Origin of the sequence: Micromonospora sp. ATCC 39149 (genome assembly GCF_000158815.1) — a bacterium.
GTDB lineage: Bacteria > Actinomycetota > Actinomycetes > Mycobacteriales > Micromonosporaceae > Micromonospora.
Window position 1 is genome coordinate 1,968,437 of sequence record NZ_GG657738.1, and the last position, 18,778, is coordinate 1,987,214.

The 18,778-nt window shown below is 73.3% G+C and carries 17 protein-coding genes and 3 pseudogenes; 5 read left to right on the forward strand and 15 right to left on the reverse strand.

The features are described 5' to 3' along the window. Positions 1-241: pseudogene (gene recO / locus MCAG_RS08060) on the reverse strand (DNA repair protein RecO); the annotation flags it as partial. 101 nt (positions 242-342) lie between these two features. Between recO and MCAG_RS08065 the strand changes: the two are divergent. Then, the gene (locus tag MCAG_RS08065) at positions 343-1,131 is read left to right on the forward strand and encodes a DUF4097 family beta strand repeat-containing protein (RefSeq protein ID WP_050777907.1); all 789 of its coding nucleotides are present in this window, start codon (positions 343-345) and stop codon (positions 1,129-1,131) included. Here the strand turns inward: MCAG_RS08065 and MCAG_RS08070 are convergent. The 11 genes and pseudogenes from MCAG_RS08070 to hrcA all read right to left on the reverse strand — a co-directional run bounded on the left by MCAG_RS08070 (position 1,118) and on the right by hrcA (position 11,835). Next, positions 1,118-2,302 carry an acyltransferase gene (locus MCAG_RS08070; RefSeq protein WP_036372824.1) on the reverse strand — a complete coding sequence of 395 codons (1,185 nt, stop codon included), beginning with the start codon at positions 2,300-2,302 and terminating at the stop codon, positions 1,118-1,120. The two genes, MCAG_RS08065 and MCAG_RS08070, sit on opposite strands and share 14 nt — an antisense overlap. Before the next feature lie 264 nt (positions 2,303-2,566). Further along, positions 2,567-3,472 (reverse strand): GTPase Era, encoded by a 906-nt coding sequence (era, locus tag MCAG_RS08075; protein WP_007072470.1) that lies wholly within the window; start codon positions 3,470-3,472, stop codon positions 2,567-2,569. Further along, positions 3,469-3,855: a hypothetical protein gene (locus tag MCAG_RS08080; RefSeq protein WP_007072471.1), complete on the reverse strand. Its 387-nt coding sequence runs from the start codon at positions 3,853-3,855 to the stop codon at positions 3,469-3,471. Before MCAG_RS08080 ends, era begins: the two co-directional genes overlap by 4 nt. Next, complete coding sequence (locus MCAG_RS08085; RefSeq protein ID WP_036372826.1) at positions 3,848-5,266, reverse strand: hemolysin family protein; 1,419 nt, start codon at positions 5,264-5,266, stop codon at positions 3,848-3,850. Before MCAG_RS08085 ends, MCAG_RS08080 begins: the two co-directional genes overlap by 8 nt. Beyond that, positions 5,242-5,715 (reverse strand): rRNA maturation RNase YbeY, encoded by a 474-nt coding sequence (ybeY, locus tag MCAG_RS08090; RefSeq protein ID WP_007072473.1) that lies wholly within the window; start codon positions 5,713-5,715, stop codon positions 5,242-5,244. Before ybeY ends, MCAG_RS08085 begins: the two co-directional genes overlap by 25 nt. Before the next feature lie 9 nt (positions 5,716-5,724). Continuing rightward, positions 5,725-6,789 (reverse strand): PhoH family protein, encoded by a 1,065-nt coding sequence (locus MCAG_RS08095; RefSeq protein WP_007072474.1) that lies wholly within the window; start codon positions 6,787-6,789, stop codon positions 5,725-5,727. A 153-nt stretch (positions 6,790-6,942) separates the two neighbouring features. After that, the gene (locus MCAG_RS08100; protein WP_198141724.1) at positions 6,943-8,283 is read right to left on the reverse strand and encodes a serine hydrolase; all 1,341 of its coding nucleotides are present in this window, start codon (positions 8,281-8,283) and stop codon (positions 6,943-6,945) included. Between the two features lie 96 nt (positions 8,284-8,379). Then, a complete protein-coding gene (locus MCAG_RS08105; protein WP_007072476.1) occupies positions 8,380-8,730 on the reverse strand; it encodes a histidine triad nucleotide-binding protein in 351 nt (116 codons plus the stop codon). A 126-nt stretch (positions 8,731-8,856) separates the two neighbouring features. After that, positions 8,857-9,591 carry a 16S rRNA (uracil(1498)-N(3))-methyltransferase gene (locus tag MCAG_RS08110; RefSeq protein WP_007072477.1) on the reverse strand — a complete coding sequence of 245 codons (735 nt, stop codon included), beginning with the start codon at positions 9,589-9,591 and terminating at the stop codon, positions 8,857-8,859. 1 nt (position 9,592) lies between these two features. Next, positions 9,593-10,739 (reverse strand): annotated as a pseudogene (dnaJ, locus tag MCAG_RS08115) (molecular chaperone DnaJ). Between the two features lie 73 nt (positions 10,740-10,812). After that, positions 10,813-11,835: a heat-inducible transcriptional repressor HrcA gene (hrcA, locus tag MCAG_RS08120; protein WP_007072479.1), complete on the reverse strand. Its 1,023-nt coding sequence runs from the start codon at positions 11,833-11,835 to the stop codon at positions 10,813-10,815. Between the two features lie 261 nt (positions 11,836-12,096). On the opposite strand from hrcA, the gene MCAG_RS35900 reads away from it, so the two are divergent. Next, positions 12,097-12,741: a DUF4870 domain-containing protein gene (locus MCAG_RS35900; protein ID WP_050777908.1), complete on the forward strand. Its 645-nt coding sequence runs from the start codon at positions 12,097-12,099 to the stop codon at positions 12,739-12,741. A gap of 132 nt (positions 12,742-12,873) precedes the next feature. On the opposite strand, the pseudogene hemW reads toward MCAG_RS35900, so the two are convergent. After that, positions 12,874-14,098: pseudogene (gene hemW, locus MCAG_RS08130) on the reverse strand (radical SAM family heme chaperone HemW). Positions 14,099-14,116: 18 nt separating this feature from the next. On the opposite strand from hemW, the gene MCAG_RS08135 reads away from it, so the two are divergent. The 3 genes from MCAG_RS08135 (at position 14,117) to MCAG_RS08145 (ending at position 17,059) form a co-directional block, all read left to right on the forward strand. Next, the gene (locus MCAG_RS08135; RefSeq protein WP_007072482.1) at positions 14,117-14,899 is read left to right on the forward strand and encodes an enoyl-CoA hydratase-related protein; all 783 of its coding nucleotides are present in this window, start codon (positions 14,117-14,119) and stop codon (positions 14,897-14,899) included. Between the two features lie 171 nt (positions 14,900-15,070). Beyond that, the gene (locus MCAG_RS08140) at positions 15,071-15,934 is read left to right on the forward strand and encodes a hypothetical protein (RefSeq protein ID WP_036376658.1); all 864 of its coding nucleotides are present in this window, start codon (positions 15,071-15,073) and stop codon (positions 15,932-15,934) included. A gap of 180 nt (positions 15,935-16,114) precedes the next feature. Beyond that, positions 16,115-17,059: a phytanoyl-CoA dioxygenase family protein gene (locus tag MCAG_RS08145; RefSeq protein ID WP_007072484.1), complete on the forward strand. Its 945-nt coding sequence runs from the start codon at positions 16,115-16,117 to the stop codon at positions 17,057-17,059. 114 nt (positions 17,060-17,173) lie between these two features. On the opposite strand, the gene MCAG_RS08150 is transcribed toward MCAG_RS08145, so the two are convergent. Both MCAG_RS08150 and MCAG_RS08155 read right to left on the reverse strand, forming a co-directional pair. Beyond that, entirely contained in the window at positions 17,174-17,818 is a 645-nt protein-coding gene (locus MCAG_RS08150) for an MOSC domain-containing protein (protein ID WP_007072485.1), read from the reverse strand. A gap of 126 nt (positions 17,819-17,944) precedes the next feature. Continuing rightward, complete coding sequence (locus tag MCAG_RS08155; protein ID WP_007072486.1) at positions 17,945-18,778, reverse strand: carbohydrate ABC transporter permease; 834 nt, start codon at positions 18,776-18,778, stop codon at positions 17,945-17,947.

An 18,778-nucleotide genomic window follows, 5' to 3' on the forward strand; every position in this document is an offset into this window, starting at 1 on the left:
GCTGTGCAGCGAACTGCCGGTGTTGCCCTTCGGGTCACCGTGCGAGCTGGACGTCGACGTGGCCGAACGGCTCCAACCGGGCGCCGAACTTGCTGGTGGTGCGGCGGACCCCCCGGGCCACCGCGCGCAACCGCCCGTGCCGGCGGGTCAGCAGGGTGATGATCCGGTCGGACTCGCCGAGCTTCTGCACACGCAGGACCACCGCGTCGTCGCGGTAGAGCTGTCGGCGGTATCCGGCCATCCGGTCATTCTCCCTCGGGGTACGAAATCAGGGTCGGTTCGGGGTGCGCGGCGGGCGATCCCGGATGCGCGGCGGGCCGGCTCGGCCGTAGCGTGCCGTCCATGGTTTTCCACCGGACCGTCGTCCGCACCCGCGCCGTCGCCGGGGCGACCGCCGCTGTGATCCTCGTCGCCGGATGCGACACCCTGTCGCTGCGTCGGCTGGACTTCGACGACACCGAGTCGACGCGGATCAGCCAGGTCACCGTGCTGCGGGGCGCGGGCGACGTGACGGTCGTCGGCAGCGGTCCCGCCGGCCAGGTCCGCATCAACCGGGTGCTGCGCTACCACGGCGACCAGCCCCGGGTCCGGTACGAGATCCGGGGCGACGAGCTGGTGCTGGACACCGACTGCGGCTCCCGCTGCTCGCTCTCGTACGAGGTGACCGTCCCGGAGGGCGTCGCGGTACGCGGCGAGACCGGGTCGGGCAATGTCGTGCTGAGCCGGGTCGGCGAAGTGAATGTCCGGGTCGACTCCGGGAACCTGGAGATCACCCGGGCGACCGGCGCGGTACGCGCCGAGACCGGCTCCGGCAACGTCGAGGCCGACGACGTACGCGGCCCGGCCACCCTGCGCGCCTCGTCGGGCAACGTGACGGGCAGCCGCCTGAGCGGCCCGGTCGAAGCGGAGACCAACTCCGGGAACATCACCGTCGAGCTGGCCGCCCCGGCCTCGGTGCGGGCGCACGCCTCCAGCGGCGACGTGCAGCTCGTCGTGCCCGCCGGCCGGTACCGGGTGCGGTCGGACGTCGGCTCCGGCGAGGCCGATCTGGGCGTCGTCGACGACCCGGGCGCGTCGCTGCTGCTCGACGTGGCCGCGAAGAGCGGCAGCGTGACAGTCACCGCGCGCTGAGCTTGAGGGTGTGCTCCTCGGGGGCCCGGGGCGCGGGCAGCACCGCCCGGTCGTAGCCGGCCGGCGCGGGGCTGACCGGCACTGCGGCGGGGGCCGGCACGGGGCGGCTGCCGCCGAGGACCTGGACCGGCGCGGGACGGCGGCCACCGGTTCGGGTGACCGGCGCGGGACGGCGGCCACCGGGGAACAGCTCCGGGGGCCGGCCGGCGGCGACGTCCTCCACCCAGCCGACCAGCGCGGTGACCGCGCCGACCAGCGCGAAGACCAGCGCCACCCGGATCGCCAGGCCGACCGGGTCCTGGTGGGACCAGCCGACCACGTCGACCAGCGGGGTGATGGCGACCACGAACGGCATGTGCCAGAGGTACACGGTGAGCGCCCGCCGGTTCAGCAGCGTCACCACCCGGCCGGCCACGGCGGTACGGTCCACCCAGGCCGCCGACGCCGGGGCCCGGCCGATCGCCACGAGGATGAAGGCCGCCGACCAGAGCGCGTTGCCGAGAGGGTTGTCGTTCAGGTCGTACCCGCGCGGGCCGGGGTGGGTGACGATCCACGCCGCCCCGGCGGCCCCGAGAGCCAGCGCGGCCGGCACCAGCACCCGGGTGGCGGTGCGGCGCAGCAGCCCGTCATGGTGGGCGAACCCGAGCAGCCAGGCACCGAAGTAGAGGCCGAACTCCCGCAGCACGGCGGGCGCGGCGGGCAGCAGTCCGAACTCGACGGCGGCCAGCAGCGCGTACGGGGCGAGCAGGGTGGGCCACGGGGCCCGCCGGAACAGCCACAGCGCGAGGGGCGAGGCGAACACGAACCACAGGTAGTCGCGCAGGTACCAGATCACGCTGAGCGCCAACGCCCCCCAGTGGTTGGCCGGCGGGTCGGCGACCGGAAACGCCCAGAGCAGCACCTTCGGCGTCAGCGGCAGCCCGGTGAGCAGCATGGCGGGGACGAAGACCGCGACCACCACCCACAGCGACGGCAGCAGGCGACGCAGCCGCCGCCGCACCGCCGACGGGCCGGCCCGGTCCAGCGACGCCGCCATCAGCGACCCGGCGAGCGCGAACATCACCGACATGGCCGGGAAGACCAGGGTCAGGCTGGCCCATCCGGTCACGTGGTAGACGACGACTCGAACGATCGCCAGGGCACGGAGCAGGTCCAGGTACCGGTTTCGCATCAGCCGGCTTCCGGTCGGGGGCAGGGGGGAGCTATCGATCCCTACCCTCCGGCCCCCACCGTCAAACTGGCAGACAGTAGCCCTGAAAGTGAGAAATGCCATTGATCTGAGAGGAATCGGGAACTACGCCCGCTCCGTGGCGCCCTCGTCCCAGCGGCTGGCGCGCGCCGGCTGACCCCAGCCGTGCGCGAAGTGTCCCTCGACCAGCCGGTCGGGAACCGTTCGTCGGGCCAGAAGGCGGCAGGGCCCCCGGATCCGACCGGGTCAGAAGCCGAGCTTGCGGAGCTGCTTTGGGTCGCGCTGCCAGTCCTTCGCCACCCGTACGTGCAGGTCCAGGTAGACGCGGGTGCCGAGCAGCTCCTCGATCTGCCGGCGGGCGGTGGTGCCGACCTCCTTGAGCCGGCTGGCCCGGTGGCCGATCACGATGGCCTTCTGGCTGGGCCGCTCGACGTACACGTCGGCGTAGATCTTCATGAGCTGACCCTCGGGGATCATCTCCTCCACCACCACGGCGATGGAGTGCGGCAGCTCGTCACGGACCCCTTCCAGGGCCGCCTCCCGGATCAGTTCGGCCACCAGCACCTGCTCCGGGTCGTCGGTGAGCATGTCGTCCGGGTAGAGCTGCGGCGACTCGGGAAGATAGTCGGTCATCACGTTGACCAGGGTGTCGAGCTGGTGCCCGGAGACGGCGCTGACCGGCACCACGGCGGCGAAATCCCCCATCTCACTGACCGCCAGCAACTGCTCGGCCAGCCGCTTCTTGTCCACCAGGTCGGTCTTGGTCACCACCGCCAGCACGGTGGCCTTCAGCTCGGCCAACTCCCCGGTGATGAACCGGTCGCCCCGGCCGACCGGCTCGTCGGCCGGGACGCACAGGCCGATCACGTCGACCTCGCTCCAGGTGGAGCGGACCAGGTCGTTGAGGCGCTCGCCGAGCAGCGTGCGGGGGCGGTGCAGCCCCGGGGTGTCGACCAGGACGAGCTGCGAGTCCGGCCGGTGCAGCACGGCCCGGATGATGTGTCGGGTGGTCTGCGGCTTGTTCGAGGTGATCGCGATCTTCGTGCCGACGAGGGCGTTGGTCAGCGTCGACTTGCCGGCGTTCGGCCGGCCCACGAAGCAGGCGAACCCGGCCCGGTACGGGCGCACTCCCCCGACGCCGACGTCGCTCACTCGGCCACCGTGCCGAGGACGGTGCCGTCCGGCGCGGCCACGTGGATCGGCGCGTCGGCGGTGAGGTCGCGGACGGCGGCGTGCCCCGCCCCGTCCAGGGTCGACGCCTCCGTCACCACGACGGCGGCCTCCAGCCGGGTCGCCCCGGCCGCCACGGCGGAGGCCACCGCGAGCTGAAGGGCGGTGAGGGTCAACGAGGGCAGCGACACGCTCGCCGCCGCGTACGTGCGACCGTCCTGGTCGCGTACCGAGGCTCCCTCCACGGCACCCACCCGGCCCCGGGCCCCCCGGGCGAGGATGACCAGCTTGCCGTCCTCGGCGCTCAGCTCGACCGGCGCGGACGGGGTGGGCAGGGCGGCGGGTGCGGCGGGTGACTCAGGCATCGGCGGGTTGCCTCTCCTCGGCTCGGTTCTGGATGCCCCGGGCCTCGGCGGGCTCGCCGCGCACGGGGGTGGTGTCGGTGGAATCGGTCGGCTCGACCCGGCTCACCAGCACGGTGTCGATCCGGTTACGCCGGCCCGTGGTGCCCTCGGCGACCAGGCGCAGCCCGGCCACCTCGGCCTCCGCGCCGGGAATCGGAACCCTGCCCAAGGCCTGGGCGAGCAGGCCGCCGACCGTCTCGACCTCGTCGGCGGGCAGCTCGACGTCGAACAGCTCGCCGAGGGTTTCGACGGGCAGCCGGGCGGCGACCCGCACCGCGCCGTCCGCCAGCCGCTCGACGGGCGGGCGTTCGACATCGTACTCGTCGGTGATCTCGCCGACGATCTCCTCCAGGATGTCCTCGATCGTGACGAGGCCGCCGGTGCCGCCGTACTCGTCGACGACGATGACCAGGTGGTTGCGCGCGGCCTGCATCTCCGACAGCAGGTCGTCGACCGGCTTGGACTCCGGGACGAACGTCGCCGGGCGCATCAGATCCGACACCGGCAGCCGGGACGCCGCCGGTTCGCCGCCCTGGGTCCGCCGGATCAGGTCCTTCAGGTAGAGCACGCCGAGCACGTCGTCGACGCTCTCCCCGATCACCGGAATCCGGGAGAAGCCCGAACGCAGGAACAGTGCGAGGGCCTGCGAGAGGTTCTTGCGCTCCTCGATCCACACCATCTCGGTGCGCGGCACCATCACCTCGCGGGCGATGGTGTCACCGAGCGCGAACACCGAGTGGATCATCTGCCGCTCGCCGTGCTCGACGACACCCCGCTGCTCGGCCAAGTCGACCAACTCGCGCAGCTCCACCTGGGTGGCGAACGGCCCCTCCCGGAAACCGCGCCCCGGGGTGACCGCGTTGCCGATCAGGATCAGCAGCGAAGCCAGCGGGTTGAGGGCCCGGCCCAGCCAGCGCACCAGCGGCGCGACGGCCCGGCCGACCGCGTACGCGTGCTGCCGGCCGAGGGTACGCGGGCCGACCCCGACCACCACGAAGCTGATCACGGTCATCGCGCCGGCGGTGACCAGCGCCGCCCGCCAGCCCGCGCCGAACGTGTCGACCGCCACCAGCGCGACCAGCGTGGTGGCGGTCAGCTCAGCCAGCAGCCGCAGCAACAGCAACAGGTTGAGGTGGCGGACCACGTCACCGGCGACCGCCTGGAGCGTACGCGCGCCCCGGGCCCCGTCGCGGGCCAGCTCTGCCGCCCGCGCCGGTGACACGGCGGCGAGCGCCGCCTCGGTCATCGCGATCAGGCCGCCGAGCACCACCAGCCCGGCCGCGAAGACGAGCAGTTGCAGATCGGGCAGGCCAGCCGCCGCGCCGGCCGCTGACACCTGGGCGGACATCACGACGACCGGGTCGACCGCCAGCTGGCCAGCAGCCGGGCCTGGAGCTCGAACATCTCCCGCTCCTCCTCCGGCTCGGCGTGGTCGTACCCGAGCAGGTGCAGCACCCCGTGCACGGTGAGCAGGTGCAGCTCGTCGGCCGAGGAGTGCCCGGCCGTGGCGGCCTGCTTGGCCGCCACCTCCGGGCAGAGCACGATGTCGCCCAGCAGCGCCGGCTCGCCGCCGGCCGCGCTGGACTCGCCCGGCCCGTGGTCGACGCTGCCCTCGTCCATGGGGAAGGCGAGCACGTCCGTCGGGCCGTCGCCACCCATCCAGCGGTGGTTCAACTCGGTCATGTAGTCGATGTCGACCAGCAGCACGGACAGCTCGGCGAGGGGGTTGACCCCCATCTCGTCGAGGGCATGCCGGGCGACGGCGAGCACGGCGTCGGTGTCGACGTCGACACCGGACTCGTTGGCGATCTCGATGGACAACTGGGTTCCCTAGGTCTGTCGGCGCCGGCCGGCCCGACCGCCCTGGGCGGTCCGCCCCGGCACGGCGTGCACGCCCTGCGCCTGCTGGTTCTCCCGCTCGGCGTCCCAGCGGGCGTACGCGTCGACGATCTCCCCGACCAGTCGGTGGCGCACCACGTCGGAGCTGGACAACTGCGCGAAGTGCACGTCCTCGACGTTTTCCAGGATCTCCCGGACCACCCGCAGGCCGCTGGTCGTCCCGCCGGGAAGGTCCACCTGGGTGACGTCGCCGGTTACCACGATCTTGGAACCGAAGCCGAGCCGGGTGAGGAACATCTTCATCTGCTCGGGCGTGGTGTTCTGCGCCTCGTCGAGGATGATGAACGCGTCGTTCAAGGTACGGCCCCTCATGTACGCCAGCGGCGCGACCTCGATCGTCCCCGCCGCCATCAGCTTCGGGATCGTCTCCGGGTCGAGCATGTCGTGCAGCGCGTCGTAGAGCGGGCGCAGGTACGGGTCGATCTTCTCGTTGAGCGTCCCGGGCAGGAAGCCGAGCCGCTCCCCCGCCTCGACCGCCGGCCGGGTCAGGATGATCCGGTTGACCTGCTTGGCCTGGAGCGCCTGGACGGCCTTCGCCATCGCCAGGTAGGTCTTGCCGGTGCCGGCGGGGCCGATGCCGAAGACGATGGTGTGCGCGTCGATCGCGTCGACATACTTCTTCTGCCCGAGCGTCTTGGGGCGGATGGTGCGCCCGCGCCGGGAGAGGATGTTGAGCGTCAGAACCTCGGCGGGCCGCTCCGCGCCGCCCTGCTCCAACATCCCGACGGTGCGCCGCACGGCGTCAGTGGTCAGGGTCTCGCCTTTCTCGATCAGTTCGAGCAGCTCACTGAAGAGGCGCTCGGCGAGGGCGTTGTCCGCCGGAGCACCAGTGATGGTGATCTCGTTGCCGCGGACGTGCACGTCGCTGTCGACCGAACGCTCGACGAGTCGCAAAATCTCGTCGCCCGCGCCCAGCAGGTTGACCATGATCTTCGAGTCGGGGACGGTGATCCTGGTCTGCACCCGGGGCGGGCCGGGAGGTGGGGTGCCGGTCATAGGTCGGGCCGAGGGGCCCTGCGCACCTGCTCTCGATCTCGGCGCCGGGCCCTGCTGGCGCGGCGGTCGGACGTTACCCCCATCGTAACGTTTCCCGCTCGGCGGCACCTCGTCCAATTCGCGGGGGTCGCCGGGCCGGTGGCGGAGTCCGCGTCACCGCCGGAAGTCGTACCCGTCGAAGGTCTCCTGGGCCCTGGTGAAGCGGTACGTGGCCCAGTGCAGCCGCACCACCGCCCCGTCCGCGTCCCGGGTCAGCCGCAGCAGCTCGCCGGCCTCCCGCCCGGAGACGGTGCGGAACACGTCCGGCCGGTCCGGCAGCGGGGCGAAGACCGCCGGGGGCCGCCCCGCCGGGTCGTCCGCGCCCCGGGCCCGCAGGGTGCCGTCGTGCCAGCTGAAGACGTACTCGAAGCCCTCGCCCCACCAGCGGCCCAGCATCCCGCGCAGGTGCGCCGGTGCGGGCGGCCCGGGACGCCACGGCTCGACGTCGGCCGGGTCGTGCTCGACGGCGGCGGCGAGCAGCCGGTGCGGCAGGTCCGTGACCTGCACCCCGGTCCCGGACGAGCCGAGCACCGCCGCGCCCATCGCGCCGGGGGTGCCGTCGCCGCCCCGGCGGCCGTACACGGCGGCGAGGAAGCCGGGCATCGCCCCGTCGTGCCCGACGTGCACCACCCGGTCCCCCTGCGGCAGCAGGATGAGTCCCAGCCCGAAGCCGGCGCCCCAGGACGTCTCGTCGGTGACGGTCAGCGGCCAGCGCATCTCGTCGACGGTGGCCGGGGCGAGCACCGCGCCGGCGGGGTCGAGCGCCGCCGGGTCGGCCAGGAACGCCGCCCAGCGGGCCATGTCGGTGGCGGTGCTCCAGAGCTGGGCGGCCGGGCCGATCGCGCCGATATCGGTCGGCGGCTCCGGGCGTGCCTCGTCGGAGTACGCGTCGACGAGGAACCCGGTCGCCGCGGCCGGACCCGGCCGGTCGGTGGTGGCGGTCAGGCCGAGCGGGGCGAGCACCCGCTCGGCGAGCACCTCGGCCCAGGTCCCGCCGCGCAGCCGGGCGACGAGCTGGCCGAGCAGCGCCATGCCGAGGTTGGAGTAGTGGAAGCGGCGGGCCGGCGGCAGCACCCGCTCGGCGCGGGCCAGGTCGGCCAGCAACTCGTCCACCCCGGGGGCGAGCAGGGTGTCCCAGACGTCGCCGTGCGGCTCCCGTTGCAGGCCCGCGGTGTGCGACAGCAGCCGGCGCAGGGGCAGCTCGCCGTGCGCGGGGACGTCGAGGTGCCGGCCGACCGGGTCGTCCAGGTCGAGCAGGCCCTCGTCGCGGCACTGCATGACGAGCACGGCGGTGAACGTCTTGGTGACCGAGCCGATCCGGAACAGCGTCTGCGGGCCGAGCGCGGTGTCGTTGCCGGTGCCGCCGGCCTCGCAGGTCCAGAGCGGGCGGTCCGCCCGGTGCAGGGCAGCCGCGACCGCCGGCACCCGCCCCTCGGCCTGTACCTGCCGTACCATCCGCCCGAGCCGCCCATCGATTCCACTCACGCCTGGAGTGTAAGGAGGGGCCCCCTGTTAACGCTTTCGGTATAGGAAGGGCCCCTTCCTAACACGTCAGCGGCAGAGCATCGGGCCCAGCGGCGCGCCGCCGAGTACGTGCGCGTGGACGTGGAAGACCTCCTGGCCGCCGTACGCCCCGGTGTTGAACATCAGCCGGAAGCCGTCGCCGAGCAGCCCCTCGTCCTCGGCCACGGCGGCGGCCGTGGCCAGCAGCTCGCCGGCGAGCGCCGGGTCGCCCTGGCCCAGGGTCGCCACGTCGGCGTAGTGCTCCTTCGTGATGACCAGCACGTGCACCGGGGCCTTCGGGTCGATGTCCCGGAACGCCAGGGTGGTATCGGTCTCCCGGACGACGGTTGCCGGGATCTCCCCGGCGGCGATGCGGCAGAACAGGCAGTCGGGTTCCATCGGGGCATGGTAAGTCGTACCGGACGGCTGGGGCATGATGGCGGGCCCAAGGCGCAAGATCGCGGGCGGGAGGGCGCCGAGGGCCGCGAGCGGGAGCGCCGGAGGGGGCGGGGCCGGGGGGACGGGCTACCAGCGGGAGAGGCGGGGGGAAAGGGCTGAGAGGGCGGCGACGCCCGCCGTAGAGGTGCGCAGCACCGAGGGCCCCAGGCGGGTCGGGCGGGCGCCGGCCTCGGTGAACGTGGCCAGCTCCGCGTCGGTGATGCCGCCCTCCGGGCCTACGACGAGCACGATCTCGCCGGCGTCGGGCAGCTCGGCGGTGGCCAGCCGTTCCTGCGCCTCCTCGTGCAGGACGAACGCGGCGGCGGCCCCGGCGATCCGGCCGGCCACGGCGGCGGTGGACTCGTCGGGGGATCCGGCCACCACCGGCAGCCACGCCCGGCGGGCCTGCTTCGCCGCCTCCCGGGCGGTCGCCACCCACTTCTCCCGGGCCCGTACGCCCCGCTCGCCGCGCCACTGCGCCACCGAGCGGGACGCCGCCCACGGGACGATCTCGTCCACCCCGACCTCGGTCATCGCCTGCACGGCCAGCTCGCCCCGGTCGCCCTTGGCGATGCCCTGCACCACGACGAGCCGGGGGACGTGCGCGTCGACGTACCCCCGGGTGGTGACCCGCAGGTCGAGGGTGCCCCTGCCGACGGCGGTGACCACGGCGGCGGCGGTGCCGCCCCGGCCGTCGGCCAGCAGCAGTTCCTCGCCGACGCGCAGCCGCTGCACGGTGGCCGCGTGATGGCCCTCCGGGCCGCTCAGGGTCAGCGAGTCGCCGGTGGGCAGCGCGTCGACCAGGAACAGCGGCGCCGACACCTCAGGCGTGCCCGTTGAAGGCGTCGCGCATCCGGGAGAAGAAGCCGCCCTGCTTCGTCAGCTCGGCGACCCTCCTCGCCCCGGGTCTTGGCGAAGTCGCGCAGCATTCTCTCCTGGTCGGGGTCGAGCTTGGTCGGGGTCCGCACGTCGAGGTGGACGTAGAGGTCGCCCCGGCCGGTGCCGCGCAGGTGCGGCACGCCCCGGGCGCGCAGCCGCAGGGTGCTGCCCGGCTGGGTGCCGGCCTTGACGTCGACCGTCTCCTCGCTGTCGAGGGTCTTGATGGTCAGCCGGGTGCCGAGCGCGGCGGCGGTCATCGGGACGGTGACCCGGCAGTGCAGGTCGTCGCCCTTGCGGGAGTAGACGTCGTGCGGGCGCTCGTGGATCTCGACGTAGAGGTCGCCGGCGGTGCCACCGCCCGGGCCGACCTCGCCCTGCTGGGCGAGCCGGATCCGCATGCCGTCCTCGACCCCGGCCGGGATCTTGACGGTCAGCGAGCGACGGGTGCGAACCCGCCCATCCCCGGTGCAGGTCGGGCAGGGGTGCGGGATGGTGGTGCCGTACCCCTGGCAGACCGTGCACGGCCGGGCGGAGACCACCTGGCCGAGGAAGGTGCGTTGGACCGACTGCACCTCGCCCCGGCCGCCGCACGCCTCGCAGGTGGCCAGGTGGGTGCCGGCCGCGGTGCCCGCCCCGGAGCAGGTGGTGCAGAGCACGGCGGTGTCGACGGTGATCGGGGCCTCGACGCCGAACGCCGTCTCGTGCAGGTCCAGCTCCAGGCGCAGGATCGCGTCCGCGCCCGGCCGGGTACGCGGGCGCGGGCCCCGCGAGCCGCCGGCCGCGCCACCGAAGAAGGCGTCCATGATGTCCTGGAAGCCGACGAACGGGCCGGCCCCGCCGGGTCCGCCCGGGCCCCCCATGCCCCCGCCGCCAGGGGCGAGCGGGTCGCCGCCCAGGTCGACGATCTGCCGTTTCCGGTCGTCCGATAGGACCTCGTACGCGGCGTTGATGTCCTTGAACTTCTCCTGTGCCTCCGGGTCCGGATTCACGTCCGGGTGGAACTGCCGCGCCAGCTTGCGGTAGGCGCGCTTGATCTCGTCGTCGGAGGCCTCCCGGCTCACGCCGAGGATGCCGTAGTAGTCCCTGGCCACTGCGTCCCGTGTCCTCATGTTCTTCTCGCGTTGCGCCGGTCGTCGGCCGGAGCCGGCCGTCGGCCCTGACTGGTCAGTTCTGGGCCAGCAGCTCGCCCACGTAGCGTGCCACGGCCCTCACCGTGGCGATGGTGCCGGGGTAGTCCATCCGGGTGGGGCCCACCACGCCGAGGCCGCCGAGGGCGGTCGCCCCCGGGCCGTACCCGGTGCTCACCACCGAGGCGGCCCGCAGGTTGTCGATCTCGTTCTCGTCGCCGATCAGCACGCGGGTGGTGGTCGACTCGGCCTCGCCGATCAGCTTGAGCATCACCACCTCCTCCTCCAGCGCCTCCAGGATGGGCCGCAGCGACCCCTGGAAGTCGAGCAGGCCGCCCCGGGTCAGGTTGGCGGTGCCCGCCAGCGCGATGCGCTCCTCGTGCCGCTCGACCAGCGTCTCCAGCAGCACGGTGGAAAGTGTGGTCATCGCCCCACGCAGGTGCGGGGCGGACTCCTCGACCAGCGCCTGCACCAGCGGCGGGGTCTCCGACAGCCGGCTGCCGACCAGCTTCTCGTTGACCAGCCGGCGCAGGTCTGTGACGTCGTCGGCGGAGACCGGCGCGGGCAGCTCGACGAGCCGCTGCTCAACCCGGCCCGTGTCGGCGATCATCACCAGCATCAGCCGGGTGGTGGAGATCGGCACCAGCTCCAGGTGCCGCACCGACGAGCGGGCGAGCGACGGGTACTGCACCACGGCGACCTGCCGGGTGAGCTGGGCCAGCAGCCGCACCGTGCGGTGCACCACGTCGTCGAGGTCGACCGCGCCGACCAGGAAGCGCTCGATCGCCCGGCGCTCGGCCGGGCTGAGCGGCTTGACCCGGGACAGCCGGTCGACGAAGAGACGGTAGCCCCGGTCGGTGGGGACCCGGCCGGCGCTGGTGTGCGGCTGCCGGATGTAGCCCTCCTCCTCCAGCACCGCCATGTCGTTGCGGACCGTCGCCGGGGAGACGCCGAGCTGGTGTCGCTCGACAAGGGCCTTGCTGCCGACCGGATCCTGGGTGGCGACGTAGTCCTCGACGATCGCGCGGAGCACGGCGAGCTTGCGGTCGTCCAGACCCACCCTGCCACCTCCTGTCGCACGTCCGGCCCGGCGCGCCGCCGGGCCCGCGCCCGCCAGCGGTCGACGCCTGGCACTCGACTGTAACGAGTGCCAGTCTACGTCGGCCGCCCCACCATCGGTAAGATCAACGACGGACGGGCCGGTGCGGTGGCCGCCGCGCGGCAGCGCGGGCGGCCACCGGCACACGCTGACCGATCGTTCGCCCGACCCGACCAGTGTCGCTCTCGTGGCCGCTTGCCGACAGCCCCTACCGTGACGTGCATGACTGAACCACCTCGCCCTCCCGGAGCGGGTGACCCCGGCGGCTACCCGCCGGAGCCGAACCCGTCGGCACCGTACGGCTCGCCGGGGCACGAGCCCCCCACCGCACCACTGTCCGGGGCACCCGGGGCGGGCGGCTATCCCCCGCCCGGTGGCTATCCCCCGCCCGGCGGCTACCCGCCGCCCACCGGCGACCAGCCGCCGTCGGGTGGCTACCCCCCGCCCGGCGGTTTCCCCCCGCCCGGGGGTGGCTACCCGGCCGGCGGCGCGTACGGGGCACCCGGTGGCGGGTACGCCACCAACGACGACAAGACCTGGGCGCTGATCGCGCACTTCGGCGGCCCGCTCGGCGTGGTGGTCGGCGGCAGCCTGCTCGGCTGGGTGGCCCCACTGATCGCGCTCTCGGTCAAGGGCCAGCAGTCGCCGACCGTGCGCGCGCACGCGGCGGCGTCGCTGAACTTCCAGCTCACCTGGGCGATCGCCCTCGTGATCAGCTTCGTGCTCGCCGTGGTCACCTGCGGGCTGCTCTTCTTCGTCCCGCTGCTGGTCGCCCTGGTCCCGATCATCTTCGGCATCATCGGCGGCGTGAAGGCCAACGAGGGCACGCTCTACCGCTACCCGATGACGTACGCGTTCGTGAAGTAGCCGCCCGACCGGGCCCCGACCGCGGGGCCCGGTCAGGGCAGCCGGCCGCCGACAACGCACGCCGGGGCAACCGGCCGCCGACAACGCACGCCGGGGTCAGGGCAGCAGGTCGCCGGCAGCGCACCGCCAGGATCAGGGCAGCAGGTCGCGCACGACCGCGTCGGCCAGCAGCCGGCCGCGCAGGGTGAGCACCGCCCGGCCGGCCGCGTACCCGGCCGAATCGAGCAGCCCGTCGGCCAGGGCCCGGTCCGCGCCGGCCCGACCCGCGTCGTCCAGCACGTCGAGCGGCAGCCCGGAGGCGAGCCGCAACCGCAGCATGACGTCCTCCGTGTGCGCCTCGCCGGGGGGTGAGCACCTCCCGGGCCAGGCCGGGCGACTGCGCCGCCGCGAGGCGCTTCGCATACGCGCTCGGGTGTTTCACGTTCCACCAGCGGACCCCGCCGACGTGGCTGTGCGCCCCCGGGCCGAGGCCCCACCAGTGGCCGCCCGTCCAGTACAGCAGGTTGTGCCGGCACTGCCCGCCCGGCGTGCGGGCCCAGTTGGACACCTCGTACCAGGAGAAGCCGGCCTCGCCGAGGGCGGCCTCCGCGGCCAGGTAGCGGTCCGCCGCCACGTCGTCGGAGGGGTACGGCAGCTCGCCGCGCCGCATCCGCGCGGCCAGCCGGGTGCCGTCCTCCACGATCAGGGCGTACGCGCTGACGTGGTCCACCCCGGCGGACACCACCTGCGCCAGGGAGGCGGCGAAATCCTCGGCGTTCTCCCCCGGAGTGCCGTAGATCAGATCGAGGTTGACGTGGTCGAACCCGGCGTCGCGGGCCTCACGCGCGGCCTCGGTGGCCCGGCCGGCTCGGTGCCGGCGGTCGAGGATCGCCAGCACCCCCGGCGCGGCCGACTGCATGCCCAGCGAGATCCGGGTGTATCCGGCGGCGCGCAGGCTCTTCAGCGACTCCGGCGTCACCGACTCGGGGTTGGCCTCGGTGGTCACCTCGGCGTCGGCGGCCAGCCCCCAGGTTCGGTCGATACCGTCGAGGATGCGGGCCAGGTCGTCGGCGGGCAGCAGGGTGGGGGTGCCGCCGCCGACGAAGACGGTGTCGACCCTCGGCGGCGGGGCGTCGCCGAGCACTCGACCGGCCAGCGCCAGCTCGGCGAGCACCTGGTCGGCGTACGCCTCGCGGCTCGCGCCGCCGCCCAGCTCGTCGGCGGTGTACGTGTTGAAGTCGCAGTAGCCGCAGCGGCTGGCGCAGAACGGCACGTGCACGTACACGCCGAAGCCGCGCGCGCCGACGGCGCGGGTGGCGGTGGCGGGCAGCGAGCCGTCGGCCGGGACGGGCTCGCCTTCTGGAAGGACGCCGGGCATGGCCACTAGTGTGCCCGCATGACCTCCACCGCCGCGCTCGTGCGGGTCGCCACAACCCGCGGGGTGACCACCCTCACCCTGGACAGCCCGCACAACCGCAACGCGCTCTCCACGCCGCTGATGACCGAGCTGCTGGCCGGGCTGTCCGCCGCGGTGGCCGACGAGGCGGTCCGGGTGGTGGTGCTCGACCACGCCGGCCCGGTCTTCTGCTCCGGCGCGGACCTGAAGGAGACCGCCGCCGCGTACGCCAGCGGGACGGTGCCGGCCGGGATGCTCGGTGACGTACTCGCGGCGGTCTGGGAGTGCCCGAAGCCGGTGGTGGCCCGGGTCGCCGGGCCGGCGCGGGCCGGCGGGCTGGGCCTGATCGCGGCGGCAGACCTGGCGATCTGCGCGCAGGAGGCGACGTTCGCGTTCACCGAGGTGCGGATTGGGGTGATCCCGGCGGTGATCTCGGCGACCGTGCTGCCCCGGCTGGCACCCCGGGCCGCCGCCGAGCTGTACCTCACCGGCGACACCTTCGACGGGCGGCGGGCCGCCGAGATCGGCCTGGTCACCGCTGCCGTGCCAACGGACGGGCTGGACGCGGCGGTGCGGCGGGCCTGCGCCTCGCTGGTGCGGGGGGCACCGCACGCGCTGGCCGGGGCGAAGGGGCTGCTGCGCCGCCCACCGGCGGCCGACCTACGGGCCGACATCGCCGAGCTGGCCGCCCTGTCGACCGGGTACTTCCTGTCCGACGAGGGGCGCGAGGGCGTGCTGGCGTTCCGGGAGAAGCGCGACGCGAGCTGGGTGCCGACCGACTGACCGGTTTCCGGCCGGGGCACCGGGGAAGCCGGAGCCGGCGGCGCCCGACGCGGTCGACCCACCGGGTGAACACGAATCGCGGTCGACTTGCCGCGGAACGGAACGAATCGGTCGGACGGGCCGGACGGCGGCGGCGGGGACGTACTCTTGGCGGACGCCGTCGAGCAGGGGGTGCGGGTGCGAAGTCGGGCAGTCGTCGCGGCCGGTGTGGCCGTCGCCGTGGTCGCCGTGCTGGGGATCTGGCTCGTCGTCCGGCAGGTCGGCGGGCAGCTACGCCTGCCGCTGGCGAGCCGCACCTGCACCGTGCAGGCCGACGGTCAGGTGCGACTGGACGCCGACCAGATGGCCAACGCCGCCACGATCGCGGCGATCGGCGCCCAGCGGAAGATGCCCGAGCGGGCCGTGGTGGTCGCCCTCGCCACGGCGTACCAGGAGTCCGGGCTGCGTAACCTCTCCGGCGGCGACCGGGACTCGCTGGGCCTGTTCCAGCAGCGGCCGAGCCAGGGGTGGGGCACCGAGGCGCAGATCTCCGACCCCCGCTACGCGACCAGGAAGTTCTACGCCGCGCTCAAGCGGGTGCGCGGCTGGGAGAAGATGCGGGTCACCGACGCGGCGCAGAAGGTGCAGCGCTCGGCCTTTCCCGAGGCGTACCAGAAGTGGGCCGACGAGTCGCAGGTGTTGACCCGGGCGCTGCTCGGCGAGGCCACCGGCGCGGTGGCCTGCACGGTCGGCTCGACGCCGGTGATGCGCGGCGCTGCCGCCGCCGCCGCGCTCACCCGGGGCCTCAGCCTGGACTGGGGGCTGCCCGAGGCGGCGTCCCCGGCCGAGTCGACCGGGGTCGCGGTGCCGGCCGAAGACCGGCGCAACGGCTGGCGGTACGCGCACTGGCTGGTCTCGCACGCCTCCGACCACGGCGTGAAGCGGGTGCGTTTCGCGGGCCTGGAATGGACCGCGAAGGGCGGCACGTGGAGCCGGGTGACCAACGCCCCGGCGACCGACGAGCAGGTCCTCGCAGAGGTCTTCGCCGACGCCTGAACAGCCTCGACTTTCCATACCGACGGTTACCGCACAATCCTCCATATCCGGCGAAAGCCGCAGAAGGAGGGCCCGATCTCACTCTCCGCGCCCAATCGACTGCCGATGGTCCGGCCACCTGACCGCAGCGTCGGGCGCGCTCCTCACCCGCCTGGGCGGGCGCAGTAGCATCGGCGTCCTGTGCCAGAGAAGGTTTCACCTCATGGGGAGGGGTACGACGCGGTGTTCGATTACGACGGCCGGACCGGCTACGAACCGATCAGCGACACCGACCGCAAGGAGTTCCACGAGCAGGGCTTCCTCCTGCTGCGGAACGTGCTGACGGAGGACCACCGGGCCGCCCTGGAGGAGGCCGTCGACCGCGTGTACGCGGAGGAGAAGGCCAAGGGCAACACCACCAAGGACGGCACCCTGCACCTGCTGGGTTTCCTGGAGCGCGACGAGCTCTTCGGCCAGCTGCTGACCCACCCGATCGCCTTCCCGTACATGTGGGGGCTGGCCGGTTGGAACATCTACACCCACCACAACCACCTCGACGTCACCCCGCCGGCGGCGGAGCCGGAGAAGCCGTACTGGGGGTGGCACCAGGACGGGTACCGGCAGAACTCCGACCCGGAGACGATGGACCCGAACCTGCCTCGGCCGATGTTCTCGCTGAAGGTGGCATACGTGCTCTCCGACCTGTCGGAGACCGGCCGCGGCGCCACCAAGGTGATCCCGGGCAGTCACCTGTGGAACTCGCTGCCCCGCCCGGCGGACCTGACGGTGCACAACCCGGACCCGGAGGGCACGGTGGAGATCACCGCGAACCCGGGCGACGCGTTCATCTTCGACCGCCGCCAGTGGCACTCCCGGTCGACGAACCTGTCGAACATCACCCGCAAGATGCTCTTCGTCGGGTACACGTACCGGTGGATCCGCCCGCTGGACGAGCTGCACGTCGACACCGACGGCGAGTGGTGGGCCAACCGCACCCCGGTGCAGCGTCAGCTCTGCGGCGAGGGCACCCACACCGCCAACTACTGGGGCATCAACTGGAACGGGTACGTCGACGACGAGATCCCGCTGCGCAAGGAGCTCAAGGAGCGCGGCCTGCTCGACCGCAGCATCCCCTGGCTCCGCTGACCGTGTAAGGAAGGGCCCCTTGTTAACGCATTCTGCATAGCAGGGGGCCCTTCTCAACGCCTGGTCGCGGCAGCCCGGCGGAGGGCTGAGCGTGGCAGCCCCGGTGCCGGGGCGTCAGCCGTTCCGGCCGGCGAGCCGGCGCTCGACCTTTCGCCGGAGCGACTCCGGCAGGCCCGGAACGTCGAGGAGTCGGGGCAGCAACTCCGGCTCAAGGGTGCTCGCCCGGAACACCTCGCCGATGGTCACCCCGTGCGCTGGCCGCTCCACCACCTCCACCGGGTCACCCGCGCCGACCTCGCCCTCCCGCAGCACCCGCAGGTACGCCCCGGGAGCGGCTCGCGCCGTGAACCGCTTGATCAGGTCCGGTACGCCCCAGAACCCGGCGAACGTGGTGCACGGCGTGCGCGGCTTGGTCACCTCCAGCAGGGCCGACCCGATCTGCCACCGCTCGCCGACGACCGCCCCGGTCACGTCCACCGCGTACGTCGTCAGGTTCTCGCCGAAGGCCCCCGGCCGGATGTCGCGACCCAGCTCGGCCGCCCACCAGGCCGCGTCCTCCTCGGCGTACGTGTACACCGTCTGGTCGGGCCCGCCGTGGTGGGCCCGCTCGCCGATGAAGTCCCCGGCCACCCCATCGGCGCGCAGCAGCACCGGCCCGTCCACCGGTCGCTTGTCGATCCCGCTCCGGCCGCTCGCGTCGCCCGCCCACTCCGCCTCGGTCACCATGCCGAGGTTCACCGTCACCAGCCTGCCCGTCATTGCGTCAGCCTACGGTGACGTGGCGGCCCGACGACGCCCCGCCCGACGCGGCCGGCCCGCCCGACGGGCTCGTGAGAAGGGGCCCTTCTCGACGCCAGGCGTCAACAAGGGGCCCCTCCTTGCACCTCAGCCCTTGACAGCGCCGGCCACCAACCCCGAGACCATCCGGCGCTGCACCAGCAGGAAGAAGACGATCACCGGCAGGGTGAACAGCGTCGAGGCCGCCATCACCGGCCCCCAGGCGGTGTCGTCGCGGCCGAAGAAGAACGTCATCGCCACCGGGAGGGTGTACCGGTCCTGGTCGTTGACGAAGGTCAACGCGAAGATCAGCTCGTTCCAGGCGGTGATGAAGGAGAAGATGCTGGTGGCCACCAGGCCCGGCGCGACCAGCGGGAACAGGATGCGACGGAAGGTCTGCGCCCGGCTCGCGCCGTCGATCGCCGCGGCCTCCTCCAGCTCCTTCGGCACGGCGGCCACGAAGCCGCGCAGCATCCAGACCGCGAACGGCAGCGAGAAGCCGAGGTACGTGAGGATCAGGCTGGGCAGGGCGTTGTAGAGGCCCAGCCGCTGGATCATCAGGAACAGCGGGATGACCAGCGCCTCCAGCGGGATCATCTGCACCACCAGCAGCATGATCAGGAAGCTGGTCCGCAGCCGGAACCGGAACCGGGCCACCGCGGTCGCCGCGAGCAGCGCGACCAGGCCGCTGAGCACCACGGTCGACACGGCCACGAGCACGGAGTTGAGGAAGAAGTCCAGAAACGTCACGCCGGGGATGAGGTTTCCGGTGAGGATCTCCCGGTAGTGCTCCAGCGTCGGCGCGGTCGGCACCGGCCGGGGGGTGGCCGAGAAGATCTCCCGGTTCGGCTTGAGCGACGTCGCGATCATCCAGTAGACGGGGAACGCCGCGAAGAGCGCCACCAGCAGACCCGCGCCGTTGAGGGCGACCCGCTTCGCCAT